This is a genomic window from Actinopolyspora xinjiangensis (assembly GCF_900104475.1).
GTDB classification, from domain to species: Bacteria; Actinomycetota; Actinomycetes; order Mycobacteriales; family Pseudonocardiaceae; genus Actinopolyspora; species Actinopolyspora xinjiangensis.
Genome location: NZ_FNJR01000011.1, coordinates 1 through 18,669, shown reverse-complemented (window position 1 = coordinate 18,669; position 18,669 = coordinate 1). Strand labels below are relative to the sequence as shown.

Annotated in this window: 17 protein-coding genes; 8 read left to right on the top strand and 9 right to left on the bottom strand. The window is 68.5% G+C overall.

Annotated elements, in window-relative coordinates; all coding sequences use genetic code 11:
• Positions 1–119: 119 nt before the first annotated feature.
• Positions 120–1,286 carry a pyridoxal phosphate-dependent aminotransferase gene (locus BLQ75_RS16490; RefSeq protein ID WP_092603355.1) on the top strand — a complete coding sequence of 389 codons (1,167 nt, stop codon included), beginning with the start codon at positions 120–122 and terminating at the stop codon, positions 1,284–1,286.
• A gap of 113 nt (positions 1,287–1,399) precedes the next feature.
• On the opposite strand, the gene BLQ75_RS16485 is transcribed toward BLQ75_RS16490, so the two are convergent.
• The 3 genes from BLQ75_RS16485 to yczR form a co-directional block, all read right to left on the bottom strand.
• On the bottom strand, positions 1,400–1,897 hold the full coding sequence (locus tag BLQ75_RS16485) for a hypothetical protein (RefSeq protein ID WP_092603353.1): 498 nt from the start codon (positions 1,895–1,897) through the stop codon (positions 1,400–1,402).
• Positions 1,894–2,487 (bottom strand): RNA polymerase sigma factor, encoded by a 594-nt coding sequence (locus BLQ75_RS16480; RefSeq protein WP_170837538.1) that lies wholly within the window; start codon positions 2,485–2,487, stop codon positions 1,894–1,896. The genes BLQ75_RS16485 and BLQ75_RS16480 overlap by 4 nt, the downstream gene beginning before the upstream one ends.
• A gap of 783 nt (positions 2,488–3,270) precedes the next feature.
• Complete coding sequence (gene yczR / locus BLQ75_RS16475; protein WP_211481419.1) at positions 3,271–4,707, bottom strand: MocR-like transcription factor YczR; 1,437 nt, start codon at positions 4,705–4,707, stop codon at positions 3,271–3,273.
• A 61-nt stretch (positions 4,708–4,768) separates the two neighbouring features.
• Here yczR and yczE point away from each other — a divergent pair, with 61 nt between their 5' ends.
• From yczE to BLQ75_RS16450, 5 genes are all read left to right on the top strand, one after another.
• Positions 4,769–5,410 carry a membrane protein YczE gene (yczE, locus tag BLQ75_RS16470; protein WP_092603349.1) on the top strand — a complete coding sequence of 214 codons (642 nt, stop codon included), beginning with the start codon at positions 4,769–4,771 and terminating at the stop codon, positions 5,408–5,410.
• Positions 5,411–5,417: 7 nt separating this feature from the next.
• The gene (locus tag BLQ75_RS16465; RefSeq protein WP_092603347.1) at positions 5,418–6,236 is read left to right on the top strand and encodes a protein phosphatase 2C domain-containing protein; all 819 of its coding nucleotides are present in this window, start codon (positions 5,418–5,420) and stop codon (positions 6,234–6,236) included.
• Between the two features lie 28 nt (positions 6,237–6,264).
• A complete protein-coding gene (locus tag BLQ75_RS16460) occupies positions 6,265–7,293 on the top strand; it encodes a magnesium and cobalt transport protein CorA (protein WP_092603345.1) in 1,029 nt (342 codons plus the stop codon).
• A gap of 397 nt (positions 7,294–7,690) precedes the next feature.
• Positions 7,691–7,909, top strand: coding sequence for a hypothetical protein (locus BLQ75_RS16455; protein ID WP_092603343.1), 219 nt, complete (start codon positions 7,691–7,693; stop codon positions 7,907–7,909).
• A 319-nt stretch (positions 7,910–8,228) separates the two neighbouring features.
• A complete protein-coding gene (locus tag BLQ75_RS16450; protein WP_244515638.1) occupies positions 8,229–9,539 on the top strand; it encodes a phytase in 1,311 nt (436 codons plus the stop codon).
• A 224-nt stretch (positions 9,540–9,763) separates the two neighbouring features.
• Here the strand turns inward: BLQ75_RS16450 and BLQ75_RS16445 are convergent, their stop codons facing one another.
• The 4 genes from BLQ75_RS16445 to BLQ75_RS16435 form a co-directional block, all read right to left on the bottom strand.
• A complete protein-coding gene (locus tag BLQ75_RS16445; protein ID WP_092603339.1) occupies positions 9,764–10,138 on the bottom strand; it encodes a VOC family protein in 375 nt (124 codons plus the stop codon).
• 212 nt (positions 10,139–10,350) lie between these two features.
• A complete protein-coding gene (locus tag BLQ75_RS16440; RefSeq protein WP_211481418.1) occupies positions 10,351–11,274 on the bottom strand; it encodes an LLM class flavin-dependent oxidoreductase in 924 nt (307 codons plus the stop codon).
• Between the two features lie 771 nt (positions 11,275–12,045).
• Positions 12,046–12,378, bottom strand: a complete 333-nt coding sequence (locus BLQ75_RS23100) for a hypothetical protein (RefSeq protein ID WP_139183005.1) — start codon at positions 12,376–12,378, stop codon at positions 12,046–12,048.
• Between the two features lie 311 nt (positions 12,379–12,689).
• Positions 12,690–14,177, bottom strand: a complete 1,488-nt coding sequence (locus BLQ75_RS16435; RefSeq protein WP_092603337.1) for a helix-turn-helix transcriptional regulator — start codon at positions 14,175–14,177, stop codon at positions 12,690–12,692.
• Between the two features lie 50 nt (positions 14,178–14,227).
• Between BLQ75_RS16435 and BLQ75_RS24735 the strand changes: the two genes are divergently transcribed.
• The gene (locus tag BLQ75_RS24735) at positions 14,228–14,827 is read left to right on the top strand and encodes a GNAT family N-acetyltransferase (protein WP_092603335.1); all 600 of its coding nucleotides are present in this window, start codon (positions 14,228–14,230) and stop codon (positions 14,825–14,827) included.
• A 498-nt stretch (positions 14,828–15,325) separates the two neighbouring features.
• Here the strand turns inward: BLQ75_RS24735 and BLQ75_RS16420 are convergent, their stop codons facing one another.
• Together BLQ75_RS16420 and BLQ75_RS16415 are read right to left on the bottom strand one after the other, a co-directional pair.
• Positions 15,326–15,850, bottom strand: coding sequence for a GNAT family N-acetyltransferase (locus BLQ75_RS16420; protein ID WP_092603333.1), 525 nt, complete (start codon positions 15,848–15,850; stop codon positions 15,326–15,328).
• Positions 15,851–16,006: 156 nt separating this feature from the next.
• Positions 16,007–16,807, bottom strand: a complete 801-nt coding sequence (locus BLQ75_RS16415) for a class I SAM-dependent methyltransferase (RefSeq protein WP_092603331.1) — start codon at positions 16,805–16,807, stop codon at positions 16,007–16,009.
• 159 nt (positions 16,808–16,966) lie between these two features.
• Between BLQ75_RS16415 and BLQ75_RS16410 the strand changes: the two genes are divergently transcribed.
• Positions 16,967–17,368, top strand: a complete 402-nt coding sequence (locus BLQ75_RS16410; RefSeq protein ID WP_092603329.1) for a VOC family protein — start codon at positions 16,967–16,969, stop codon at positions 17,366–17,368.
• Positions 17,369–18,669 lie beyond the last annotated feature (1,301 nt).

Sequence of the window (18,669 nt, the reverse complement as noted above, 5' to 3'; positions counted from 1 at the left end):
TCGCGGCGCGCGGGCAGGCGGCACAGCGGATCGGGCCGTCCCGGCGAGGTGACCGGGCACGTCCCACGTACCGGCCGACCACCTACGTGAGCACCACCACGAGTACTAGGCTGCCTCGCGTGCGTACTCCAGCCTTGACCAGCAGACTGCGCCCGTTCACCTCGACGATCTTCGCCGAGATCACCGAGCTGGCCCGGCGCCACGACGCCGTGAACCTGGGACAGGGGTTCCCCGACACCGACGGCCCCTCGGGCATGCTCCGCAGGGCCGAGCGGGCGATCGCGGACGGGACGAACCAGTACCCGCCGGGACCGGGTGAACCCGAGTTACGTGCGGCCGTCGCGGCTCAACGCGCCGCCGACTACGGCCTCGACCACGACCCGGACACCGAGGTCCTGGTGACGGTGGGCGCCACCGAGGGGATCAGCGCGGCGCTGCTCGGTCTGGTCGAACCGGGCGACGAAGTGGTGCTGCTGGAGCCCTACTACGACTCCTACCCGGTGGCGGTGTCGCTGGCTGGCGGGACGCGGCGCACCGTGCCGCTGCGGGTGACCGACGGACGTTTCGGCCTGGACACCACGGCCCTGCGGGCGGCCGTGGGGCCCAACACCCGGGCGATCGTGGTGAACTCCCCACACAACCCGACCGGAACCGTGTTCGGCGAGGCGGAGCTGGCGGAGATCGCCGAGGTGTGCCGGGAGAACGACCTGCTCGCCATCACCGACGAGGTGTACGAGCACCTGGTGTTCGACGGTCGCGAGCACGAACCGCTGGCCACGTTCCCCGGCATGGCCGAACGAACCCTGTCCGTGTCCAGCGCGGGCAAGAGCTTCAACGTCACTGGGTGGAAGATCGGCTGGGTGTGCGGCCCACCGGAGCTCGTCGCCGCGGTGCGTGCCGCCAAGCAGTTCCTGACCTTCGTCGGCGGCGCGCCCTTCCAGCCCGCCGTGGCCCACGCGTTGCGCGAGGAACGGGACTGGCTGCCGGAACTGCGCTCCGGACTCCAGTACAAGCGCGACCGGCTCGCCGCCGGACTGCGCGGCACCGGCTTCGAGGTGCTGGCCTGCGAGGGCACCTACTTCCTGTGCGCCGACATCCGACCGCTCGGCTACACCGACGGGGCCGAGTTCTGCCGCGCCCTTCCCGAGCGCGCCGGGGTGGCGGCCATTCCGCTGCAGGTGCTCTGCGACGACCCGGAACCGGTGCGCCATCTCGTCAGGTTCGCCTGCTGCAAGCGCGACGAGGTGATCGACGAGGCCGTCCGGCGGCTGCGGAAGCTGAGCTGATCACTGTTCCCGGCAGGTATCGCGGCGGCGGGCCCGGCGGCCGGGGGCGGCCGGGCCGCCCGCCCGATCGGAGGAACCTCGTGGTGCGCGGGGTTCCGGACCCGGCCCACGGATCAGCACACGAACCAGTCGCTGCTCGCACGGTGCGCGAGAGCACCGTCGGCCCGCCGGGTGAACAGCAGCAGGCGGACCGGCCCCGTCGGGACGTCCCGAACGGTGAATCCGCCGCAGCTGTCCAGCTCACCGTGGCACTCGCCCCTGCCGTGCCGAACGGTCACCACTCCCGACGGGCTGGGTTGTCCGGACCGGCTCAGCACGATGCCACGCAACCGGAACGCCCCGGCGAGCGGGCCCCGCAGTTCGAGTTCGACGCGCCTGCCCGGGGCGGCGAAACTCAGCGTCCGTACCCGCGGAACGGCGCCGGAGGCCCCGTCCGGGTGTACCGGGGCGGCGGAGTCGCCGACCCGGGCCAGCACCACGCCGGACCCGCACCGCCGGACGAGGCGATCGGCCGCCCCGTAGGCCACGCCGACCGCCCGCTCCGGCGCTGGGTCGACCTGCCGGAACAACCTCCCCAACGACCGCAGTTCCTCGGGGACGCCGACGTTCACCCGGCCACCCCCTCGACACTGTCCGGACTCCCCGAGACGAGCATCCGCTGCCGTAGCGCTCGCAGACAGCGCTGCTTCTTCGGCCCGATGGAGCCGCGGGCCAGCCCCAGGGCGGCCCCGATCTGTTCGTAACTGGCGTCCGGAGCCACCGCCATGATCCGCAACAGCTGCTGACAGCGCTGGGACAGCTGCGCGAACGCCTGTGCCATCCGAGCCGCCGAGACCGAACGCACCGCACTGCTCTCCGGACTCTCGGTCCCGGCGTCGACCTCGGCCAGCAGTCCGGCCAGACCGCTGGGCGACTCCCTACGACGGGCGCGGGCCAACCGCAGCGACTCGCGACGCGCGGTGGTGACCAGCCACGCGGACACCCCCTCCGCGTCGCGGAGCCGGTGCAGGTTCTCCGCCAGCAGCAACCAGGTCGCCTGCCAGGCGTCCTCGGCGTCGGCCCGGTTGGCCGAGTAGGCGCGAACGGCTCCCCACACGACACCGCTGTTGCGGTCCACCAGATCGCGCCAGGCACGTTCGTCCCCCAACGCCACGCGGTCGAGCAGCGCGGCGGTACCACAGGTTCGTCCCTGCTCCGTCACTGGAACACCTTTCGTATTTCGGCTCCGGTCCCGCTCCCGGAACCGCGCCACCGATGAGCGGGCACGGTCCGGCGGGTCTCGCCGAATAGGAGACGCCGAGGCGGTCGACGGATTCGTCCCGAGATCGCAAACCCCCGAACGGGGCATGTTTTCGAGTAGTCCTACGTACCCGCACCGCCACCACACCGGACTCGGACTCCCGGAACGAACCAGTTCGAGCTCACCCCGTGGACGCACTGTGAAGAACCGACGAATCACACCCGGCGATCGTTGGAATATGACACCGCCTGACCAGGTGACAGGCGGCGTTTGCGGATGCCAATCCCCCGAGTCCACGGCAGGATGATGGTCGAAGCGCGGGAGAAGCACGGGGCGGTGATTCCGATGACGCGAACGACGTCGAACGACGGGGAGCATCCGGGCTCACCGACGCCGAGCACCCCACCGGAGAGGGGCCGGAACCCGATACACGGCTCCCCTCCCCGGTAGTACGCGCGAACAGCCGACGACGACCGACCGACAGCACGCAACAGCACGCAACGAGCGTTCACCGGACGTCCGGGCCGGGCACCGGCGAACGCCGAGACTCCCGATCCGGTTGCCTGCGCCCGACCGGATCGGCCGGGGCGCCGCCGTCGCGGCGAACGACTCGTCACGAAAGCGGCAGACAGCCCCGCCCCGGTGTCGCACTGCCCCTGTGACACCGGGGTTAGCGGCCACCCACCGGCACGTCGAGGGGCCGTGCCGGCGGGTGGCCGACCCTTCGGGGGCACTGAACGGGAGCTAGGTGACCAGGTCTGACGCACCGGAGTCGGTGAGCGAGCCATCGGCCTCGGCGATCCTGCGCACCGCCTGGCGAAGCCTGTCCTCCGGCAGGCTGTAGGGCAGCCGGAGGCGGTCCTCGAAATCACCCTCCACGGCGAACCTGCCGGGAGAGGCCAGGCGCACTCCGCGCTGTTCGGCGGCCGCGACCAACCTCCCGGCGCGGCGGGAACCGATGTGGCACCACAGCGACAGTCCACCCTCGGGAAGCGTGAACGTCCACCGCGGTCGATGCTCGCGCAGCGCCGTCACCAGACAGTCCCGCCGGCACCGGATCCTCGCGCGGTTGCGCCGCGACGCCTCGTCGGCGTGTTCGAGCAGCTCGGCCAGCACCAGCTGCTCGAAAACCGGGCTGCCCAGGTCGATCGCGGCCCGACCGAGGACCATGCGCTGCACGAGTTCGTGCGGGGCGCGGAGCCAACCCAACCGCAGTCCTCCCCAGAACGACTTGCTCGCCGAGCCCACGGTGATCGTCCGCGACTCCGCGAAGGCGGCCAGGGGCGGGGGCGGCTCCTCGTCCGAGAGGTCGATGTCGACCAGCGTCTCGTCCACGACGGCGGTCGTGCGGTGCCGTCGCAGGGCGTCGCCCAGCCGCTCCCGTTCGGCGGCCGACATCAGGGCACCGGTCGGGTTGTGGAAGTCGGGAACCAGGTAGGCCAACCGGGGTGCGCCCTGGGCCAGCGTCGCCTCCAGCAGTTCGACGTCCCAGCGCCCTTCCACCATGGGTACCGGCAACGGCAGCGCGCGCACCCCGCGCACGGCTTCCAGCGCGTTCGGGTAAGTGGGATGCTCCAGCAGTACCCGCTGCCCCGGCATGAGCAGGGTGCGCAGCACGAGCGCGAAGGCGTGCTGGGCGCCGTTGGTGATCAGCACCTGGTCGGGATCGGTGGGCAGCCCGCGCTCCTCGAACCGCCGGGCCACCCGTTCCCGCAGCTCGGTCAGCCCTTGCGGCTGGTAGCCGTGCCCGTGGAACCGTGCGGGGAACTCCTCGCTCACCCGTTCGACGGCCTCGAACACCTCGGTCGGGGCGGCCGGGGTGGCCTGGGCGAAGTTGATGCTCTCGCCCTCCCGCGGTGGGTACCAGCCCCCGGAGTCGGCCGTGCCACCAGCGGTGGGGGGCAGACCGATCCACGACCCGGCACCCCGTCTGCTCCGGACGAAGCCCTGCTCCCGGAGCCGGTCGAGCGCACCGGTCACCAGGTTGCGGCTGGCACCTATCCGCCGCGCCAGCTCCCGCTCCGGAGGAAGCCGCGTACCCGGCGGCAGCTGCCCGGCCAGCACCAATCGCCGCAGAGCCGAGTGGAGCGCTTCGGCGCTTGGCCGGCCCGCCGGGGACCAGTTCCCGAGCAGCCGGGCCATGCTTTCGGCCCCGACCCTGCCAGCTTCCGGTATTTCCATAGGAGCCAATATTCCACTATTGGCTCTTAATCGAAATACCAGTATCGCTTACCAAGGAGATATGCCCCGAAACCCGGCTTCAGTGGACCTTTCCCCCATACCGGTGAGGTATCGGCCGAGCACCCGGCTGCCGCGGCTGATCGTCGGACTGGCCTGCTACGGCGTGAGCATGGCGATGATGGTGCGCGCGGAACTCGGGCTCTCACCGTGGGACGTGCTGCACGACGGCCTGACGGAACGCACCGGGCTCGACTTCGGCACCGTGACGGCGATCACCGGCACCGTCGTGCTGCTTTGCTGGATACCGCTGCGCCAGCTCCCCGGCGTCGGAACCGTCGCGAACGTCTGCGTCGTGGCCCTCTCGGTGAACGCCGCGCTGCACGTCATTCCGCCGGTCACGGCGCTGCCGCCCCGAATCGCACTGCTGCTGGGCGGTGTGCTGTGCAACGGTCTGGCCACCGCCGTCTACGTCGGGGCACGGCTCGGGCCCGGACCGAGGGACGGTCTGATGACCGGGCTGCACGCCAGGACCGGATTCTCGCTGCGAGCCGTGCGCACCTGGGTCGAGCTCTCGGTGCTGTCGGCGGGGTGGCTGCTGGGCGGTTCCGTCGGGCCGGGCACGGCGCTGTACGCCCTCGCGATCGGGCCGATCACGCAACTCGCGATGCCCGTGGTGGCAGTACGGAGCCCGACGGCGGGATAATCCGGCCATGCCCACTGTCGAGGTAGCCGAACGGGCGGGAACCGAACCGAGCGAGGACGTGGTGCTCACGTTGCCGAACGCGGTGGCGGTGCTGGACGGTGCCACCTCGCTGCGCCCGACGGAGCGCACCGGCGGCTGGTACGCCGCCGAACTCGCCGCCGCGCTGCGTCCTCACCTCGACTCCCCGGCCGAGCCGGACCTGGCCGAGTCGCTCGAAGCGGCCATCGCGGAGGTCAGTGCCACGCACGGGTTGAGCCCCGGACACTCGCCGTCCAGCACGGTGTCGGTGCTGCGCTGGAACGAGCGACTGGTGGAAGCACTGGTGCTGGCCGACAGCCCGGTCGTGGTGTTCACCGGCTCAGGCGTGGACGCGGTGACCGACGACCGGCTGGACGCGCTGCGCACCCCGGGGAACGGCGGCTATCGGGAGTGGCTGCGCGACGGCGGCGGGTTCGACGAGCGGCACCACCGCGAACTGCGCGCCGCCGTGGACGCCACGGGCCGCTGGCGCAACGTCGAGGGTGGTTTCTGGGTCGCCGAAGCGGACCCGCGCGCCGCCCACCGCGCGATCCGGCGCGACTGGCCCAGGGACGCGGTCCACTCGGCGCTGCTGGCCAGCGACGGTGTCTCCTGCGGTGTCGACCAGTACGGCAGCTACCGCGACTGGCGGGAACTGCTCGAACACGCCCGCACCGACTCCCCCGGGGCGGTGCTGGAGCGGGTCCGGGCCGCCGAACGGTCCGATCCGGACGGCAGGCGCTGGCCCCGACCGAAACGGCACGACGACCAGGCGCTGGCAGTCGTGGAGTTCACACCGGACGGTTGATACCCCCTGACTTCCGGAGGTTCGGGGCATGGTGCTGGCCGACAGTGCGATCTACGTGGACGGCAGGCCCAGGCGGCGGTGCGGGGCTATCGAGGAGACCCTGCGTGAACTGCGGAACACCTCGGACTCGGGGCGCACCTTCGGATGGATCGATCTGTCCCGGCCGGACGGCTCCGAGTTGGAGAGGCTGGGCGCCGAGTTCGAGCTGCACCAACTCGCGCTGGAGGACGCCAGGCTCGCGCACCAGCGCCCGAAGCTCGACCGCTACGGCGGGACACTGTTCATGGTGCTGCGCTCGGCGCTGTACCAGGAGGACACCGAGAACGTGACCCTCGGCGAGGTGCACGCCTTCATCGGCTCGGACTTCGTCGTCACGGCGCGGCAGAGCGGGCAACCCGACCTCGACGCGGTGCGGCGGCGCCTGGAGGACCAGCCCGAGCTGCTGAAGCACGGTCCACCGGCCGTGCTCTACGCGCTGGTGGACCGGGTGGTGGACGACTTCCAGCCGGTGGAGCGGGAACTGCAGAACGACCTCGACGAGATCGAGACCGAGGTCTTCGGCGGCGAGCCCACGGTGTCCAAGCGGATCTACCGCCTCTCGCGCGAGGTGATCGAGTTCCAGCGGGCCACCCGTCCGATCACGGACGTGCTGGACGGGCTGGAAGAGGCCTTCCAACAGCTGCGCGACGGCGTGGAGCTGAACCGCCACCTGCGGGACGTCCGGGACCACGCCGCCGACGTGGTGGAGCGCGTCGAGTCGCACCGGCAGTTGCTGGCCAACATCCTCCTGGTCAACTCCTCGCTGCACTCGCAGCGCCAGAACGAGCAGGCCACCAGGCTCACCGAGACGAGCCTGCGGCAGAACGAGGACATGAAGCGCATCTCCTCGTGGGCGGCGATCCTGTTCACTCCCACCCTGGTGGGCACGGTGTACGGGATGAACTTCACGCACATGCCGGAGCTGGACTGGCCGCTGGGCTACCCCCTGTCGTTGGTGCTGATGCTGCTGGTGGCCGTCGCCCTGTACGCGGCGTTCCGGAGACGCGACTGGTTGTAGCCGGTGAATCGGGGCGAAAAAAGATCTCTTCCCCTAGAGACATTTGCGGTCCTATTTAGTAACCTGGGGGACGTCCACCTGACCCCCAGGGGTGGACTTGGCGCCCCCGCACTCCCGGTGACCCCCAGGCCGGTTGAGAGCGGGGGCGCACCTTTACCCCGGGTGTCACCTTTCCGGCTGACTCGTGCCGTGAACTCCCGATTCGGCGAGAGAGTCCGGGCGCCTCGTGCGATGCTCCGGTCGAGAGGCGGGGCGACCCACCGGGGAGATGTCGAACAAGGGAACGAAGGCCCGTTCGGCAACCGGACCTTCCCCCGATCGAGTGAAGAAGCGGAACCAAACCCGAGAGCTAATCGTCAGTAATAAAAGGCGGAGGTTTTTCACACGGAGGCACGCCATGAATCTGCACGCCCGGATCGAGCTGTTCGGCGGCCCGGAGGACGGCCGCGAGATCACGCTTCCCGTCAGCGGCGAGGGTGAGCCGCTGTCCCCCCTGCCCGTGCCGCGCGCTTCGGAGGAGAACGCGGGAGTCGCCTGGTACGAACGGGACCACCACCTCGGGCGCGGATTCTGGGTGTACAAGTACGCGGACTCCCAGTCGGCACAGACCGGTTGACTCCCCCGCCCCGGCGGGCTCGACGAGCACACACGGCGGAAACCACTCGGCTCGGGGTGCGCGCACGCGATTCCGAACCGGCACCGTCCCCAACGGAGCGGCGTCCCACTCCCCGCGTCACCGCGCGGCCGGGTACGGAGCAGCCGCCACGGAGGGGACCGGCGGGCGGGGAAGAGCGCACCGGGAGCCCGTGGTGGAGAACCGCACGCGTCCCACCGTTCATTTTCCGTCCATGCCGGACTCACGGTGTCGATCATCCGGGTACACCGACAGCCCGCACGATTTCCCGGAAGTCACATCCGAGTCCGGGAGGCCATTCGTGACAGGAAACAGCGCCAAGCGAGGTTCGACGGCCGCGTTCGCGGGTGCACTGGCGCTGCTCGGTGCCGTCGTACCGGGCCAGGCGCTCGCCGAACGCTCCACCGAACCGCTTTCGGTGACCGCCGAGGCCGAAACCGCCACCGTGTTCGACGACGCGGCGGGCGGGAACGCCAACGCCGACGACCCGGCGATCTGGCGCGACCCCGAGAACCCCGAACGCAGCCTCGTGATCGGCACCGCCAAGGAGGGCGGACTGCGCGTATACGACCTCGACGCGCGGCTGGTGCAGTCGATCCCCGCCCCCGAAGCACCGGGCGAAGGTGACGCACCGGGCCGGTTCAACAATGTGGACGTCGTCCCGGCGGCGGGACAGCGCCACGGCACGCGGGATCTCGCCGTGGTCAGCGACCGGGGCCGCGACCGGCTGCGGGTGTACCGCATCGCCCCCGGAGCGCGGGGAGGGCCACTCGTCGACGTCACCGCGCCCGGAGTCGAACCGATCTTCGCGGCCGACCAGGAGGAGATCAACGCGGAACGGACCGCGTACGGCCTGACCACCTGGACCGACGAGCGCAGCGGCCGCTCGTACGCGCTGGTCAGCGGGAGCGGACGCACCGAGATCGCGCTGGTCGAGCTGATCCCCACCGCCTGGGGCGAGGTGGACTACCGGAAAGTCCGTTCGCTCCGGTTGCCGTCGTCCTTCCGGCTGCCGGACGGGTCCTCGTGGTCGCCGTGCGGCGAGCCGGGCGAGCTGCCCCAGGTGGAGGGCATGGTCGTGGACCCGGCCAACGGCACGCTCTACGCGGGGCAGGAGACCGTGGGGCTGTGGCGCGTGCGCGCCGACCTGCGCGGCGAGCCGAAACTGATCGATCGGGTCCGCGGTTTCGGGGTGCCCGCCGAGTACGACCCCGGCACCGACGAGTGCGGCGTCAACGGTGCGGACCCCGGTTTCGGCGGGGAACACCTGACCGCCGACGTGGAGGGACTGACCCTGCTGTCCGAATCGGATGGCGACGGGTACGTGGTCGCCTCCAGCCAGGGCGATGACACCTTCGTGCTCTACGACCGGGAGCGCGAGGACCACAACGAGCACGAGGCCACCTTCCGGGTGGCACCCGGCTCCGGCCCGGTGGACGGTTCCGAGGAGTGCGACGGGGTCGCCGTGCTCAACGCCCCGCTCGGCGAGAAGTACGAGGACGGGCTGCTCGTCGTGCAGGACGGCCACGACTCGCCCGGCGACGGTGGGCGCGAGGCCACCAACTTCAAGTTCGTCGACCTCGACGAGCTCACCGAGGAACTCGACGACTGACGAAGCGGGCGGCCGTACGCCGCCCCTTCCACAAGTCGATGGGGTCGCCACAGAACGATGGGGCGACGCTCCAGTCGACCGGGGCGGACGGGCTCTTGAACGAACCGCCCGGTCACGGGAGTCGCGATCGGCTTCGCGCTCCCCGCAGGAGGCGTTCGGCGAGGAGCCGCACGCGGTGGGGTTTCCGGCGGTGCTCGCACGACCGGAAACCCCACCGCGTGCGACTACAGGTACGGCCGGGTGATCATCTCGATGAAGTGACCCGCCGGGTCCTTGAAGTAGACGCCACGGCCGCCGTGCTCGTTGTTGATCTCACCGGGGCGAGTCATCCGCGGATCCGCCCAGTGCTCGATGCCCGCGTCGTCGATCCGCCGGTACGCGCGGTCGAACAGCTCGTCGTCCACCAGGAAGGCGTAGTGCTGCATCTGGATCTCCACCGGTGGCTCGGCGAACTGCAGCAGCACTCCCTCGTCGAGCTGAACGTTGGTGAACAGGCCCCACGACGGGGCTTCGTCCAGTTCGAAGAGCTCGCGGAAGAAGCGGGCCGACTCGTGCCGGTCCCGCGCGGCGATGATGGTGTGGTTGAAGGTGACTGGCATGCGGACGTGTCCCTCTCGTTCGTCGCGTGGTGTGTGGAAACCGAGCTGGGCTCGGTTCGGCGGTCCACGCGCCGAAGTCCGTGGGCGTCGTCGCGACGCCCACGGCGGGGTCAATGCGTCGCCGGGTCACCAATCCGTGCTTGGCCAGCGGCCGTCCCGGTAATCACGATCCGGATCCTACCGGGTCGGCGACGTGAGCGGAATCGGGTGACTCACAGGCGTTCGATCACGGACTCGGCGTGCCCGAGGGAGTCCTCGCGGACGACCCAGCGGGTGATGCCCCAGCGGTGACGGGCGTCGCGGAGCTGCTCCAGGATCTCGTCGGTGGTGCCGATCCAGAGGTAAGGCACAGCCAGGAGATCCTCGACCGGGGTGTCGAGCCGCTCGGCCAGGGGCGCGGCGGCGGCGTAACGGTCGTCGGTGACCACGACCCGCTGGACCAGCGCCTCGATCAGCGGCGGACCGGTTCCGGCGTCTCGGGCGCCCTGGTTCACCCGCTCGATGTGGGCGTCCACGCGCTGCGGCGACCAGGAAACGGTGTGGGAGTGCCCGTCGGAGAGGGTGCGCCCCAGACCGGAGAGCCCGACGGCGTCGGCGTGTGCTCCGCCCCAGCGCAGCAGATCCGGGTTGGCGCCGCCGACCAGCAGCGGCACCTTCCGCTGGACCGGACGGGGGTCCCGCAGGGACACGTCGCGCAGCGCACCGAGGTCGTCGGCGGGCACGGTGGCGCCGTCGAGCAGCCGACGCACGGCCGAGGCCGTGGTGCGCAACCGGTGCACCCGCGCGGCGGCGGAAGGACGCCGACGTCCGATCATCTCCCACTCGGCGGGGGTGTGCCCGGCGCCGAGGCCGACCTCGGCCCGGCCACCGGAGACCACGTCCAGGGTGGCCACGTCGGAGGCGATCAGCAGCGGGTCCCGCACGCCGGTGTTGAGTACGTAGCTGCCCAACCGCAGCGTCGAGGTGGCACCGGCCGCCGCGGCCAAGGACACGAACGGCGAGGCGCTCACACCGGGGTGGTCGGCCACCAACAGCGCCCGAACCCCGAGGTCCTCGCAGCGACGCGCCAAACGCGCCCACGTACCGGCGTCGTCCGGAGTCGCCTGTACCGACACTTCGATCCGCTCATCCGTCACACCCGCACCATGTCACGGAAGAGAGTGCGCGGGCAGCCGTCAGCACTGCGCCGAGAGCGAACCCGTGGCGCGGTCCAGCCCTCGGGCGGGTGGCGGGCACGCGGCGGCCGGTGAGGACTCCGACGCCGGATCAGCTCGACATGTCCGAAACCGAATGCATCGTTTCTGCGACGGCGACCAGCGCATCTCTCGATGGTCGACTTCAGCGTCTCCTGAGTTCCCGGATCCCCCTTCGCGTCCCACCACCGGCCCGAGCGGGGGCGAACGCGCTTTTCGGGCGCGCTTCCCGGACCTGTGGACAAATCTTCCATTCGTGGCGTGGACCAGAACGTCGAGGGTGCGTTCCACCGGGGACTGTGTGTCCACTTACCAAGCGTCTTGTCGAGCCGTGCCGCGCACACGAGGAGTCGCTCGCTTTTTCCTGCCGAGCACCGTCGGGCGCCTGTCGCTGGCGACTTCCGGCCTCACGCCGGTGTTGCCGCTCGAACGATCCACCGGATCATTGACGGTCGTCGAAACGGCGATCGCGGCGCTCGAAACCGCGAATGTCGCCGCCACCCCCGGTGCCATCATCGCGACCCGCGCGCCGTTCCCGCTCCGCGCACAATCCCCTGAAAAGCCGGCTCGGCACTCCTCAGTCCCGGTGTGGATCCCCCAGGAATCCAGTCGAAGAACAGTCGACGAGACGACGTGTCGAGCCGGCCCTGCCGAAGCAGTCGGCGGGCCAAGGTCTGAAACCCGTGAGGTCGTGGTTGTCCGTACGGTGCGAACTCACAGCTTATCCACCAGGTTCGCAGCCTCCACGAGCGGTAGCCCCGGCACGTCCCGACGCGCTTGACGAACGGCCTGCACTTTTCCTTCGTTGTCACGCAGTCGTCGAATCTTTTCGCGGTCCAGCGCCCGAGCCACATCATCCGAATTCGGAAATCTCTCGCGAAACTCGGCGTGAATTCTGCGGCGGCGAATCGAGGAAACAACGGAGTCCGTTACTGTCGCCGCCAGCAGGATGACCCCAGCCAGAAGATAATTTCCCGAAACGACGAGTAAAACAGCACCCAGCAGCACGACAAGGTTGACTATCCACATGACCATGAGATGTAGCACGAAAGCACCCAATTATTCAATGTGAAGCTCGCTACCACTGCTCAACAGGATGATTGAGGAAAACAGCACGATTGAACGCACGCGCTCCCCGTCGGTTCCGTAACCAGGAGCTGGAAGGCATGCGGAGCCGCTTCTCCCTTCTCCGCCGCGTTTCCGGCTCCGGCCAGCAGCCTGGCTGCTGACCGGACACCACACCGCCGACGTTCCGCCTTTCGAGTCGCGCATGCCGGGTTCACCGAAGAGTGCCGCAGTCCTTCGTCACAGCTCATCGGTAGCGGACGAACACCCGAATACTCCATACGGCCGACAATTCAGTTCCGGCCGAGCAATGCCCTTCGGTGCTGCCAGGCCAGGTTCACCGCGGCCGAGGCTCCGGGCGAGAGTGGGCCCAGCTCGTGAAGACGGCTGATGGTGTTGGCCTCGAACGGCAGGTGCCGGGCAGGGATTCGGCCCTCGTCGTTGGTGGTGACGGCCGCACCGAACAACTCGTCGTAGGTGTCGGGCTCGATCACCGCCACGGTGAGGATGTCACCGGACAGCGTGAGCGCGTCGAGCGTGACGCCGAGGTAGTAAACCCGAATCCGCCCCTCATTCCGGGCGCGATCCATCCCCGCGAACGGTTCGCGGTTCTCGTAGTCGATCGGCCTGCCACTGCCGTCGTACTCGACGTGCCCGAGCAGCTCCTCGGCGAACTCGCGCTGCGTGTTCCGCCAGATCGAGAAGTCGTTGCGCACCGCCCCGGGGATGACGCTCGACGGCTGGAAGATCCCGGCTGGCAACAGGTGCGCCATCCCGCCGCCACCGGCCACCCGGCCGCCGTCCCGCTGGTGCAGCACCATGCTCGGGCTCTCCCCCGCCCGAATCGTCAACGTGTCGATCGCGCCCAGCAACGGCCGCCGGGAGAGGTCGAACGGATCACCGACGTGCTTGCGAAACGTCAGCCGCCGCCACGACGCACGACCGACACCGAGATCCCCGTGCCGGTCGCGAACGAGGTGATGCGCGGCCATCTCGTGCGCCAGGACTTCGTTCGTGTCGATCGAGTCGAAAAACCCCATCGTGCCGAACCGCAACCGCAGATTCGGTTGTGACCGGTCCAGGGCGGTCAGCCGGAAGCACAACCGGTTCTCGAACAGGCGTGGCGCGGCCACGTCTCGCACCGCGTGGCTGTAGCGATGGTAGCGCTGCTCGGCTGACGCCAACGGACGTACGCCTGCGCTCTGCCGCTCCGAACCATCGACAGCCGGAACCGCGGAGTCGTCCGTGTCGAGTTCGAGCCCCAGCTCCGACAACGGCACCGGCACGCTCGGGAGCCAATCCGTTCCGGCAATCACGCCGCTCCCTTCGGAACACGGCACCGTCGAATCCGGATAGAGCCGCTCGGCTTCGACGGCCAAACCCCGCCGGAACGTGCCCAGCACCGCACGCGTGTCCTTCCAATCCTGCTGGTCCTTGTCCACGCGCGGATCGACCGTGCCGGGGGAGGCCACCAGGGTCAGCAGTTCCCCATCACTGGTAGGGACGGTCTCGGTGGTCCTACGCGGTCGTTGGAATCCCAGCTCATCGGCGGCGCAGTCGAAGAACTCCGCCAACAACCCGCGGTAGAGCGGCTGCGGCCACGCGACCTCACCACGCTCCCAACGACCCACGGTCTTCTTGGTCACGTTCGGGTACTTCCCGTGCCTCTTCGCGGCCAACGCGTTCAGCTCTTCGGCCAGATCGTCCTGCGAGAGTCCAGCGTCCTCGCGAAGCCCGATCAGAGCTGAGTTCTGGGTACGTGCCGCAAAAGCCCCGGCCATGTCCCCAACCCTAGGTGCTCGATCCCCGTTCGGACTGGAATGTCCCCTCAATGTCCCCGGAATGGCTCATCTTCGGTCATTCGATACCGCCCACGCACTGCGCTCGATCACCGCCCGGCTCTACGGCACCACCAGCACTTCGGGGGCGACTGGCATCCCTCAGGAGGGACCATGAATTCGATCGAGATCATCGATGGCACGCGAACCCATGTCGATGCCGCGACCCAACTCTGGGCCACCGCCACCCGCGACGGCGACGCGACACCCCCTCCCCGGAAGAAGCGCGGCCACTCATCCAACAGGTCGTCGGGGCACCAGGGTGCACCCTGTTCGTAGCGAGCACGGCCACCGAAACGGTCGGATTCGTCGCCGCCAAACCACGAAGCAGCGGCTGTCCGAACGACAAAGCCGAGGTTCGCTATCCGGGCGTCGCTCCCAATTCCTGGGGCGAACGCATCGGCAGTCGACTCGCCCAGGCACTGCCCGAACATCTGAGGGACAGAGGATTCACCCGAGCAACGCTCACGGCCTACACCGACAACGAACCGGCCGTCCGGCTCTACCGGCGACACGGATGGTCACCCCTCGACGATCCGAGTCCGCACCCGACCACGGCCAAACGGGAACAGCGCTACATCCTGGAACTCTGACACAGAGCAGAAACACCCAAGACAACCGGCATCGGGCCGTCCACCGCCCGGGCAGTTCTTCTCCGCTCGCTCGACTGGGCGGCATTTACCCACTTCCATTTACCCAGCAAGAAAAGCGAACGATGCTTTACGAAGTGAGTGTCCAGCAACGTGAAATGAGCGGCACCGCGACCGTGCTCACGGTCAAGTTCGACCAGTACCGCCGGTCACATCACGCCTATACAGCCGAGGAAATCGCTACTCTTCTCGACCACGTGGTCACCGAATCCACCGAGGGAAACCGCACCACGCTGGTCACCGTGTGGGACCGACCGGCCCGCTCCCATCACGACGATGGTCAACCCGAGTACCCACCCGCCTACCTCCGCGTCGCCGTCGATCCCGACACGGGTTGGGGGGCGATGACCTGGATCGAACTCACTGCGGGCGAAGTGCTCGACACCTTCGACCCGGCCAGGCCGAACGACCGCTTCTCGTCGCCCGGAGAACCGGGCAGCCCTAGCCCGCGGAACCGTCCACTTTGCGCCCGACGAACACCACGTCCTGAACCACCCCACCACCCAGGTCGGCCACGGCGGGCAACCTCCCCCACTCCTCGAAGCCGTGCGAGCGGAACAGGCTCAGACTCGCCCGGTTGCTGCCGAAGATCGTGGTGGCCACTGTGCGCACGCCGAGTTTCGGAGCATGTGTCACGGCCTCGCCCAGCAAGTACGTCCCCTGTCCCCGACCACGGTGCTCGGGATGCAGGTACAGCGCCACGTCCGAGGTCACGTTGTACCCCGGCCGACCGTTCAGAAAGGGTTCGAAGCTCAGATAGCCGGTCACGGTACAGGGATCGTCCGTCTCGTAGCCGACCCAGATCGGGCGAAAATCCAACCGCGAGGACTCGAACCAACCCTCGCGGGAAGCGACGCTGACTGGTTCCAGGTCGCAGGTGCTCGCCTTCTCCAGGATCGCGGCGTTGTAGATGTCCACGATCGCGGGCAGATCCTCACGTGTGGCGAGGCGATGGCTGTACCCCAAGAGAGATCGCTCCAAGTCCTGGTTCGGCTGCCCGTACCAAGGCGAGCACGGTTCCCGTTGCCACTCCGAACGATACGAACGGTGCGAGTCGAGATCCAGAACGACTCAGAAGTCGATCGTACCTTTCACCGCGCGACCATTACTGCTGCTTTCCCGTCAGCTCGGATCTTTGCGCGCCACGAGATGAAAAGCGCGACTGAGCTGACGGTAGGGGTCTCGTCGACTGGCCTCGAGTTCGACCGCGGCCGCCTTTGCCACCTCCTGCGAGGCGTTGGGATCCAGCTCGGCTCCGCTGAACTCCAGCCAGTCGACGAACAGCCACACCCCGTACCAGCACAGTGGTTCCACACCGTGGTTCCGCACGAGCTCGCTGAGCTCCTCCACCGTATCGGCTCGGCTCTGCACTCCCAGCACGTTCGTCTCGGTCCGTGCCTCGAACGCCGCCAGGGCGTCATCCCACCGACGTTCCAAAGCGGGGAGTACCGCCATCGCCCTGGCATTGCCAGTCATGATCGAAAGCACGCCGTCGGCGCCAGTGCAACGGCACAGCTGATCGACCAACGTCTCCGGCCGCTCCAGGTACCCGAGCACGCCGTGGCACAGCACAGCGGCGAATTGTTCGCCGCTCACCACCTCGTGCGCGCGTTCGCCGTCGGCTCGCACGAACGTCACCCGCCGCCGCTCCTGCTCGGTCAACCGCTCGAGTCGCTGCTGAGCCTTGTCCAACATCGCCTGCGACGGATCGAGCAACGTGACTTCGTAACCGGCTCGGGCCAGCGGGAACGAATGATGCCCCGCGCCACCGCCGACGTCGAGAACCGTCGCCGGAGCCGGTGGCAGGTGCTCCAGCAGTTGCTGATGCAGCACGTAACTACGCACGTAGCCCTTCGCCGAGGCGAAGGCATCTTCGGCATAGTGGTCGGCCAGGTCGGTGCCTTCCCACGTGTTCCCATCCATCGCCCCACGGTATCCAGTTTGTAACCAGCAACTTAGCGGCTATGGCTGCGCGAATCGGGGGTCGCACGGTGCGTCGATCGAGGCGATCACACATGAGCTGGGGATTCCGAAGCGACCGCGCTTCCAGACAAACGCTGGTCGTCGTGGTTGCCTGGCGTTGTGCATCTTGAGCAGCTGACTCTGATCATCGACGACTACGACGAGGCGATCCGGTTCTTCCTGGACGCACTGGAGTTCGAGCTCGTCGAGGATTCGCCTTCCTTTACCAACGACGGGCGCGAGAAGCGGTGGGTCGTCGTACGACCGCCCGGCGCCGCCACAGGCCTACTGCTCACACGAGCTGACGGTGAGCGGCAGGAACGAGTGGTGGGCGAACAGTTCGCGGCTCGGGTCGGCCTGTTCCTGCGCGTCGGCGACTTCCAGGAATCCTACGCCCGAATGCGCGCGGCGGGGGTCGAGTTCGTCACCGAGCCGCGCCGGGAACCCTACGGCGAGGTCGCGGTCTTCCTCGACGTCGCGGGCAACCGCTGGGACTTGCTTGGCCCACGGCCACTTCAGTGATCACCCCCACAGCGAGGCGGGATCGGAAGCCACCGGACCAACAACCGAGACCGGAACTGAGACCCCTGAACAAGAGAACGGCCCCCACCGTTTCCGGTGGGGGCCGTTCTCGCTGGTCGTTCCGCGTGGCCAGGGGCGGGGTCGAACCGCCGACCTTCCGCTTTTCAGGTCACAGCTACCGGGTTCAACGAGGATCGCTGTAGTCCTCCGATGCTGGTCAGCAGCAATGCTGGAACATTGGGGGTCAGTGTGAACGGGAATGAACTGAGACTAGAACTGAGACGATCGCAGGGCCTCGCTTGTGGTCTGAGCTGTGGACAAACGCAGCGGGAGGGAATCGACAAGCTAACCACGGAACTCGCGCTGTGCGGGCTTCTCGAAGGCTGCGGGAAGGGGATTCCTTCGGTGCCCTTCGTTCCCTCTCCGGTCGTTGTTGCTGGTCATACCGAGGGAATGGGGCAGGGAACGGGTGAGGGAGTTTTCCCTCACCCCTGCGGTGTTCCCTGCCCGGTTCCCTGGCGATTCCCTGCCGTCCGGGGCGGGATTGGAAGCCTGTCTCGTGAGTTACTCATCGGGTTAGTTCGCGTGTGGTGGGTTAGTTTTCTAACGTGCGGGTTAGTCGCCCTGGCGTACCGGCTGGCCTGCGAGAAGTTAGTGAGTGAGTCGGGTTAGTCCCACCCCACACCGCACCCACGCGGCCCTACATCCCGTGGGAAGGCTTTCCCCACCGGACTAACTAACCCCGCCCTGTCACAGCGCTCTCGCGGCCCGCAGCGGGGAAGTGAGTGTCGAGTGACGGGGCGAGTGAGGCAGGACTCGGCAAGTGGAAAGCCACTCACCGGTCACTTTCCCACTCACTCGGGGCGAGCTGCGAAAACGCCGCGAGAAGTGAGTAAGTGAGTGGAGTGACCGCCCCGGTACGGTGCCGCAGCACCCCACGTGTGAGCCGGTCCCACTGCTCCCCTCCGGGTGATCACACCGGGCGGGCCGTCCCGTGCGTTCTGTGAGCCACTCACGAGCCCGTGAGAGCCGCTCCACAGCGGGCAGTGCCCGGCAGGCTGAAGCACTCGGGGAACGGGCACCACCCCCCGATGCTCCAGCCTCCCGAACAACCACCCACCGACCCGAAACACCGACCACCCAACCGGGCCCGAAGAGTTCGAAGGGATCGCTGAAGAGTTCGGTACCCGAACCCCGTGTGGCCTGCGAAGGGTTCGAAGAGTTCGAAGAGTTCGGCATGTCCCCGCGAGCCGAACTCTTCGGCCCGGTCGGACTGTGCGGGGGCGCCGCCGGAGCGGGGG

What these genes read in the sequence shown, in the direction of transcription:
- yczR (WP_211481419.1), bottom strand. Translation starts at nt 4,707, where the DNA reads ATGGAAATACCGGAAGCTGGCAGGGTCGGGGCCGAAAGCATGGCCCGG.
- yczE (WP_092603349.1), top strand. Translation starts at nt 4,769, where the DNA reads ATGCCCCGAAACCCGGCTTCAGTGGACCTTTCCCCCATACCGGTGAGG.
- BLQ75_RS16465 (WP_092603347.1), top strand. Translation starts at nt 5,418, where the DNA reads ATGCCCACTGTCGAGGTAGCCGAACGGGCGGGAACCGAACCGAGCGAG.
- BLQ75_RS16460 (WP_092603345.1), top strand. Translation starts at nt 6,265, where the DNA reads ATGGTGCTGGCCGACAGTGCGATCTACGTGGACGGCAGGCCCAGGCGG.
- BLQ75_RS16455 (WP_092603343.1), top strand. Translation starts at nt 7,691, where the DNA reads ATGAATCTGCACGCCCGGATCGAGCTGTTCGGCGGCCCGGAGGACGGC.
- BLQ75_RS16445 (WP_092603339.1), bottom strand. Translation starts at nt 10,138, where the DNA reads ATGCCAGTCACCTTCAACCACACCATCATCGCCGCGCGGGACCGGCAC.
- BLQ75_RS16435 (WP_092603337.1), bottom strand. Translation starts at nt 14,177, where the DNA reads ATGGCCGGGGCTTTTGCGGCACGTACCCAGAACTCAGCTCTGATCGGG.
- BLQ75_RS24735 (WP_092603335.1), top strand. Translation starts at nt 14,228, where the DNA reads ATGTCCCCGGAATGGCTCATCTTCGGTCATTCGATACCGCCCACGCAC.
- BLQ75_RS16415 (WP_092603331.1), bottom strand. Translation starts at nt 16,807, where the DNA reads ATGGATGGGAACACGTGGGAAGGCACCGACCTGGCCGACCACTATGCC.